This window comes from Pseudomonas sp. P5_A2_2 (assembly GCF_054177685.1).
Map to the genome: position 1 here is coordinate 1 of NZ_JBGCUL010000167.1, position 7,282 is coordinate 7,282.

General features: G+C 58.2%; 10 protein-coding genes. 4 read left to right on the forward strand and 6 right to left on the reverse strand.

Annotated features, from left to right (window positions below; translation table 11 throughout):
* Positions 1-14: 14 nt before the first annotated feature.
* The 3 genes from ACXRVY_RS12625 to ACXRVY_RS12635 all read right to left on the reverse strand — a co-directional run bounded on the left by ACXRVY_RS12625 (position 15) and on the right by ACXRVY_RS12635 (position 1,820).
* Positions 15-1,028 (reverse strand): ABC transporter substrate-binding protein, encoded by a 1,014-nt coding sequence (locus ACXRVY_RS12625; protein ID WP_223463528.1) that lies wholly within the window; start codon positions 1,026-1,028, stop codon positions 15-17.
* A gap of 118 nt (positions 1,029-1,146) precedes the next feature.
* Entirely contained in the window at positions 1,147-1,350 is a 204-nt protein-coding gene (locus ACXRVY_RS12630; protein ID WP_223463527.1) for a hypothetical protein, read from the reverse strand.
* Positions 1,350-1,820, reverse strand: a complete 471-nt coding sequence (locus ACXRVY_RS12635; RefSeq protein WP_223463526.1) for a hypothetical protein — start codon at positions 1,818-1,820, stop codon at positions 1,350-1,352. Before ACXRVY_RS12635 ends, ACXRVY_RS12630 begins: the two co-directional genes overlap by 1 nt.
* Before the next feature lie 413 nt (positions 1,821-2,233).
* Between ACXRVY_RS12635 and ACXRVY_RS12640 the strand changes: the two genes are divergently transcribed.
* Positions 2,234-2,482, forward strand: coding sequence for a hypothetical protein (locus ACXRVY_RS12640; RefSeq protein ID WP_458237506.1), 249 nt, complete (start codon positions 2,234-2,236; stop codon positions 2,480-2,482).
* Between the two features lie 160 nt (positions 2,483-2,642).
* Positions 2,643-2,873 carry a hypothetical protein gene (locus ACXRVY_RS12645; protein WP_223463538.1) on the forward strand — a complete coding sequence of 77 codons (231 nt, stop codon included), beginning with the start codon at positions 2,643-2,645 and terminating at the stop codon, positions 2,871-2,873.
* An 88-nt stretch (positions 2,874-2,961) separates the two neighbouring features.
* On the opposite strand, the gene ACXRVY_RS12650 is transcribed toward ACXRVY_RS12645, so the two are convergent.
* From ACXRVY_RS12650 to ACXRVY_RS12660, 3 genes are all read right to left on the reverse strand, one after another.
* Positions 2,962-3,165 carry a hypothetical protein gene (locus ACXRVY_RS12650; RefSeq protein ID WP_223463524.1) on the reverse strand — a complete coding sequence of 68 codons (204 nt, stop codon included), beginning with the start codon at positions 3,163-3,165 and terminating at the stop codon, positions 2,962-2,964.
* A gap of 129 nt (positions 3,166-3,294) precedes the next feature.
* Complete coding sequence (locus tag ACXRVY_RS12655; protein ID WP_458237507.1) at positions 3,295-4,902, reverse strand: methyl-accepting chemotaxis protein; 1,608 nt, start codon at positions 4,900-4,902, stop codon at positions 3,295-3,297.
* 235 nt (positions 4,903-5,137) lie between these two features.
* Positions 5,138-5,542, reverse strand: a complete 405-nt coding sequence (locus tag ACXRVY_RS12660; RefSeq protein WP_007935965.1) for a TraR/DksA family transcriptional regulator — start codon at positions 5,540-5,542, stop codon at positions 5,138-5,140.
* Positions 5,543-5,912: 370 nt separating this feature from the next.
* Here ACXRVY_RS12660 and ACXRVY_RS12665 point away from each other — a divergent pair, with 370 nt between their 5' ends.
* Both ACXRVY_RS12665 and ACXRVY_RS12670 read left to right on the forward strand, forming a co-directional pair.
* Positions 5,913-6,518 carry a glutathione S-transferase gene (locus ACXRVY_RS12665; protein ID WP_223463523.1) on the forward strand — a complete coding sequence of 202 codons (606 nt, stop codon included), beginning with the start codon at positions 5,913-5,915 and terminating at the stop codon, positions 6,516-6,518.
* A 256-nt stretch (positions 6,519-6,774) separates the two neighbouring features.
* The coding region (locus ACXRVY_RS12670; RefSeq protein ID WP_458237508.1) for a response regulator transcription factor at positions 6,775-7,282 on the forward strand (508 nt) is incomplete at its 3' end.

A 7,282-nucleotide genomic window follows, 5' to 3' on the forward strand; every position in this document is an offset into this window, starting at 1 on the left:
GCCTGCGGCAGCGCCTACAGGGCGGTGGAGACTTTATCCGCCACGTCCTTGGGCAGCCAGGCCCTCCAGACGTCCGGATGAGCCTTCATGAACGCCTGCGCCGCCTGACGCGGCGGCGTATGTTTCTCGCTCATCTCGGCCAGCGCTTTGTTCAGCGGGTCGATCGGAAAGTCGACCTTGGCGAAGAACTCGGCAATCTGTGGATACTGCTTCTGGAAGGGGGTGGACACACCGATCGACAGCTTGGAGGCCAGGGAACGGGTCGGCTGTGGGTTGGGGTTGTCGGCGTCGGTCAAGGTTTTCCAGGCTTCGGCGTTGAACGGTGGCTCTTCGAGTTGAATCAGCTTGAAGCGGCCGAGCAACGGCGTGGGCGACCAGTAGTAAAACAGTACCGGTTTGCCACGATGAATGGACGAACTGATCTCTGCATCCAGTGCCGCACCCGAACCGCTGCGGAAGTTCACGTAGCTGTCGTCCAGCCCATACGCCTTGAGCTTCTGCTTGTTGACCACTTCCGAGGTCCAACCGATGGGGCTGTTGAGGAAACGCCCCTTGGTCGGGGCTTCCGGATCCTTGAACACGTCTTTGTAACGCGGCAGGTCGCTGACGCTGCGCAGGTCCGGCGCCAGCGGCTTGATGCCCTTGGCCGGGTCGCCCTTGATCACATATTCCGGCACCCACCAGCCTTCGGTAGCGCCCTTGACCGTGTCGCCGAGGCTGACGACCTTGCCTTCGGCTTCCGCCTTGACCCACACCGGGCTGCGACCGGCCCACTCTTCGCCAATGACCTGGATGTCATTATTGGCCAGCGCGGTTTCCAGAGTGATGGTGGTGCCCGGCAAGGTGTCGGTCGGTAGCCCATAGCCCTTCTCGACAATGATGCGCAGGACATCGGTAATCAGGCTGCCGCTTTCCCAGTTCAGGTCGGCGAAGTGGATCGGCGCCTGGGCGGCAAACACCGGGGCGGGTGTCGCCAGTAAGCCGAAAGTGGCCAGGACAGCAGCCAGCAACCGTCGAAATCCGTTCATGCTTTTGCACCTCGTGCTGTTCACAGCAATAGCAGGATGGCCTGGCAGTAGACCGCGAAGCCTCTGAATACTCAGTCCAATGACTGTAGTAGAGGTTCCTGCTTTCGAGGTGCGTGGATCAGTTTTCGCGATTTTCCTGCAAACGCATCAGCTCGCGCCTGACCATACTGGCGTATGCCGCCGGTTGCAGTTGGTAAAGCTGTGACGCCACCCAATTCAGCCAGGCTCCTTGYAGAATGACCTTCTGCCCGAACAGCCGCCGCGCTTCGTCTTGAGCGCTGGCCAGGTTCTGTTCGTGGAAATCGGCGCGGGTCAGGGTCATCACTCGCTGGCCTTGAAGGTCACCAGTTCGCCCTTGCGCCATTTGGCCGCTTTGGCGGTCACGGCCTTGAGGGTCTTGGTCAGGCCTTCCTGCAACTGTTGATAGGCGGCAAACACCATCACCACGCTGTGACCTTCCTTGAACACTATCCCCTGACCGTCGGCCGTGGTCACGAAGGCGTAATCGCCAATCCCGTAAACCGTAAGCTTGATGTCGCGGAACTTGATGTCCAGCTTGCCGCCTTCACGACTGGGCAGCACGGACGCGCTGAAATGATCGCCGACCTTGAGTTTGAGTCCGGGCTTGTCGTCCACCACCAGGGCTGATTCGGTGTCGATTTCGGCAATGTAGATGCCTTCAGCGTTCTGTTCGGTGATGTAAACGAAACGTGACTGAAACTGCTTGACCAGCTTTGCGCGCAAATCACCCAGCACGAACAAAGCATGCATATCGAGATTACTTACTGCCAAGGAAACATCCCCACATCTGAAAATTGGTGCCGTGCGCGAGAAATAAACGCACAGCCAAAAAAGCGGCAATGCCGAAGGTGTCGCCAAAGAACCCGAATTGAAGTCCTGAATGAGCAGTGCGCTCACTCATCACGAAGCTTGAGAAGACTACTGGAACGTCACTCGCGTCGTCCTGCCTGGCGTTCGTCACAGGCTGAAGGAAAACACCCTTTCTGCTGCCAGAAAAGCATGGACTATCAACTTTGGGGAAAAATCTCATCAAGAAAAAATCTCTTCCTACATATCGTCCGCAAAAAATTGCTTTAGATAAACATCGATTCCCCGCCAGTGAGGGTGATTCTAGAGCAGCGATGCTCTTGGAGACTAGCCAAAACGACGTACATACGTCGATAAAACCATGAAAAGGACTTCATATGTGCACGCTGACTCACTTCGCTTATCCCTTGGTGCMTGACACGGAAACACCACCGATCTTGCACCCGATAGGGTTCCGCCCCCATGAACCGCTTCTCGATGCCCCGGCCCGCCCGCGATTTCAGGTGGTGATGGCAGGCATTGCCTTCTTTCATATCAAGGATATTTCGACAGGCTGCGTAAGAGGTTTCCGAGCGGATCATAATGAAGCCTGTGCCCTCGCCCGGTTTCTTGAATCACATTGTTGACATACCCGCCGCACTCACCCCATCGACGTTTCGTCTGCCCGCCGACTTATCTCAGCCGTCGACGGGCAACTACTGCCATACTGCCAGCCCAATAAAACGGATCCGCAAAAAATCGGGTTGCGTTGACAACAACAATGTATTTCCAGGGGAAGTCTGCAACGTGATGGAATTTGATATCGGCGAGTTTTTTATCCGGGGTGAAGCCAGAGAAATCGACGGTGAATTCCAGGCCGTGATTGTCATGCGCGCCAAACCACCGCTAAAGGCCGTGACCTATCACCAGGTCGAAAAGGATCGCTGGTTCAAAACCCCGGATATCGCCGCCGTTGCGGCCCAGGAATCGGCCAGGGAGTTGAAGGCCGCGGTCGATGCGGGTGCATTGAAAGCCTGATTGTCGGGTTGGCGGTGAGCCAAGACGCAGACTGGGCGCGGGTGGTCGACGACCTGAACCTGCGCATGCACCAGACGCACTGACCACCTCAATGCAGGCTGCCAGGTTTTTCGGCGTTCAATTGCGCCAACCAGGCAGCCTTGCATTCCTCCGCTTCATCGCGACTGGAGAACGCCGTGCCCCGGCGTTCGCCATTGAGCAACACCACCCAGCAGACCCTGCGCCCCATGGATCGCAAATTGGCGGGTACACCGCTGCCGATCATGACCGCGACATCAACTTTGCCTTGCATGCTGACCCCTCGAAATTCATTAGCAACCTAATTAGTAGATATGTTAATCAGTTTTCCGACGAGGAAACAGCAAAACCCTGCACAGGTTCATTGCAGAATTCGTAACAATCGTCCTGCAGCCCGGGTTTTCTAACGCGGCTTTTCCGGTTTGTAGCCCAGGCGCAAACCACCCCAATGCAGGCCCTTGAGCATGATCGGCACCGAGAGATCGTGCATCAACTCGCCGGTGTCACGGGTATAGGTTTGCAGCAGCACGGCCTTCTGATGGCTGCCGCAGCGGATCCCGGTACGGTCAGCGAACTTGCGTTTGGTCCGGTTCTGCAAGGCATCGACCTGCGCATCGCCCGTCAACGGCTGGCTGAATGCCTTGTTATGGGTCGGCACATAACCCTGCTGGGTGCAGGCGATGGCAAACACCAATCCTTCGTGAMGCGGTAACAACGGTTCCTGGATCGTTGGCAGAACCTGATCGGTGTAGCGGTCGAAACGCGTCTGGTRCTTGGCCGGGCTGGTATTGGGAATAGTCTGGTAATTGCGGTCGAACAGATCGTCGAGACTGATTCGACCGGCATCGATATCCGCCTCGAATCGCGCTGCAATCTGCCTCGCGCCTTCCCGCGCCAGGTCATAGACCCGCTGGTGATAGTCATCCAGCCCCACCTCGGCAAGACGCTCGCTGATGGTTTCGGCTTGCCCTTCCATTTGCACCGCCGCCTGGGCCAGGCGTTGAGTCTGCTGGTCGCTGACCGCCAGGTCGCTGCGCATCTGCTCGATGGYGTGGAACAGGCTGTCGAGTTGCTCACGGTTGGTGTCTGCCCCCTGGGCGATTTCCCCGACCTGGGACTCGACACTGGCCGCCAGACGGGCAATGTTCTCCAGATGCTGTCCCGTCCGTTCGACCTGCTCGACGCCGGTATCAAGGTCGCTGGATAGTTGACGGATCTGCTCCACCACCTGCGCGGTACGTTGCTGGATATCGGCCACCATTTCGCCCACTTCGCCCGTGGCAGTCGCCGTGCGTGCGGCGAGCCCGCGAACCTCGTCGGCCACCACCGCAAACCCGCGACCGTGCTCCCCCGCCCGCGCCGCTTCTATCGCTGCGTTCAACGCCAACAGGTTGGTCTGGCTGGCGATGGACTGAATCACCAGGGTCACGCGCTGGATATCATCGCTGCGCAGGCTCAAAGCTTCGATCAGTTCACGGCTGTTACTGGCGCGCTGGCTGAGCTGATGCATGCGCGCGATGGACTCGATCAGTTGCGTACGCCCCACCGCGCCACTTTGATGAGCCTCGCTGGCGGCACTCAGCGCCTGGCGACTGAGCGTCGAGGTGGCCTGTTCGGTGGTGATCATGACCTCGGCGTTGCTGACGATCTGTGCCGCCGCCGTGAGCTGCGATTGCAGTTTGTCCGCCAGTTGCCGAACCGAGAACGCCACACCGGCGGCTGACAGCGCGTTATGGCTGGTGGTGTAGGAAAGATCGCGAGTCAACTCGCCAATGGCATCGGGGTTGTCGGGGGAAGCCGCCTGCGGGATCGCGCGCGAACGCAGGCGAGGCAGCCAGACAATCAATACGGCCAGCGGCAGGCCAAGGTAGAGCGACCCGTCACCCAGCGTCATGCCACATAACAACAGCATCAGGGCGATGCTTTGCAGCGTCGGTGTCAGCCAGCGGTTTTTCGGCAACAGCACTGGTGCAGGCACTGCCGCAACCAGAGACCCGTCTCTCGTCATCATCGTTACCCCGGAAAGCTTCTAATTGTTGTCTTCGCATTAAACGCCACCATAAAGCCATTATCCATGAGCCTTTAGTCGTGAGCGTTGCAGCAGATCAATAGAACAACCGGGAAATCGAAGACGGCAGAAAACGAAGATCGCAGCCTGCAACAGCGCCCTGCATCAATTGCGCAGGGGCTGCCGCAGGCTGCGATCTTTTCAGGGCAGCCCGGATCAAAGGGGCTGCCTTGCAGAATCAGGCCTGACGCTGGTGCTTGTCGATTTGCTCGTGACGCTCTTGAGCTTCGATGCAGTACTTGGTGGTCGGGCTGATCAGCAGGCGCTTGAGGCCAATCGGCTCGCCGCTGTCGTCGCACCAGCCAAAGCTGTCTTCCTTGATGCGCTCAAGGGCTTGTTCCAACTGAGGCAGCATGCGCTGGTCGCGATCGATAGCGTTCACCAGCCAGGTGCGCTCTTCTTCGACCGAAGCCGCGTCTGCCGGATCGGCCGGGGTGTCCAGGCTTTCGATGGCGATGCGGTTCTGTTCGATGCGCTCATGGGTTTCGACTTTCATGTTCTGCAACAGCTCGGAGAAAAAAGCATGTTGCTCGGCATTCATGTAGTCATCCGCCGGCATGGCCAGCAACTTGTCCTTTGTCATTGATATCTCTATAAAAAAACGTGCATTAAGGCGAATAAGGGAGCGTTCCGGCAGACCTGGGCAGGCCATCGGAAAGGCGCCGTTTGTTCCAAGCGCCACCCGGCACTCAATTTACGAGGGGCGGCAGTCTACGGCCGACTTGAGGCCTCAGCAACTGAAAAGACAGCGAATTTGTCCGACAAAGCCCTGAAAATGCTCTACCGCAGGCTTTGAGGTGGTAATCGGAGTGCGTTTATAGCAAGAAATTCAGTCGAACGGCTGTATATAGAAGACAAACGGCTTGCGCCGGGCATTATTCACAGTCATTTGCAGGGCTGCGAACCTCAGCTAAGGTTGTCCCTCCCGAAATGGCCATATAAAGGAAAGGACCATGAAGCTGATCGGTATGCTGGATTCGCCCTATGTCAGGCGCGCCGCCATTTCTGCCAAATGCCTGGGAATCACCCTGGAACATCAATCGGTCTCGGTGTTCCGCCACTTCGAACAATTCCAGCAGATCAATCCGGTGGTCAAGGCGCCCACACTGGTGCTGGATGACGGTGAGGTGTTGATGGATTCGACGCTGATCATCGACTACCTCGAAACCCTGGCCGGCAACAGCCTGTTGCCCGTCGAGCCTGGTCAGCGCTTGCGCGCGTTACGCCTGATCGGCCTGGCGCTGGCCGCCAGCGAAAAGTCCGTGCAGCTTTACTACGAGCGCAACTTGCGGCCCGAGGAAATTCAATTTGAACCCTGGGTGCAGCGGGTCGAAGGACAGCTGACGGCGGCCTATTCGGCGCTGGAGCGGGAGCTGGAAAAACAGCCGCTGAAAACTGATGGTTCGCTTGAGCAGGACGGCATTACCCTCGCCGTAGCCTGGAGCTTTACCAATCTGGTAGTGCCGGATCAGGTGAGTGCGGCGCAGTTTCCGCGGATTGCTGCGTTCACGGCGTATGCCGAAGGGCTTGAGGTGTTTATCAGTACGCCGATTGACTGACCGATTCATTTCGCCTGATCTGCCGCTATCGCGAGCAAGCTCGCTCCCACAGTAATTTTCGTCGTACGCGGATTTTGTGCTCGACATCAATCCATTGTGGGAGCGAGCTTGCTCGCGATGGCGTCGTGTCAGTCGACACATGAATTGCCTGTCAGCCCGCTATCGCGAGCCAGATGAAAGTTAATTTATTAAGTCGCGGGCAATTCTTGGCAAAATGTTCGCAACTTCGTAATGAACTGCTTATCAGGCCAGCCCTATGACCCGCATCTTGACCATCGAAGACGACGCCGTGACCGCCCGGGAAATTGTCGCTGAACTGAGTAGCCACGGCCTCGACGTCGACTGGGTCGACAATGGCCGCGAAGGGCTGGAGCGTGCGGTCAGCGGCAACTATGACCTGATCACACTCGACCGCATGTTGCCCGGGCTCGATGGCCTGGCGATTGTCACCACGCTGCGGACCATGGGCGTGGCCACGCCGATCCTGATGATCAGCGCGCTGTCCGATGTCGATGAACGCGTGCGCGGCTTGCGCGCCGGCGGCGACGACTACCTGACCAAACCCTTCGCCACCGATGAAATGGCCGCCCGGGTCGAAGTCCTGCTGCGCCGGCAGAACACTGTCACCGCCCAGGCCACCACGCTGCGGGTGGCGGATCTGGAGCTGAACCTGATCAGCCACGAAGCCAGCCGCGACGGTCAACTGCTGACGCTGTTGCCCACCGAGTACAAACTGCTGGAGTTCCTGATGCGCAATACCGGGC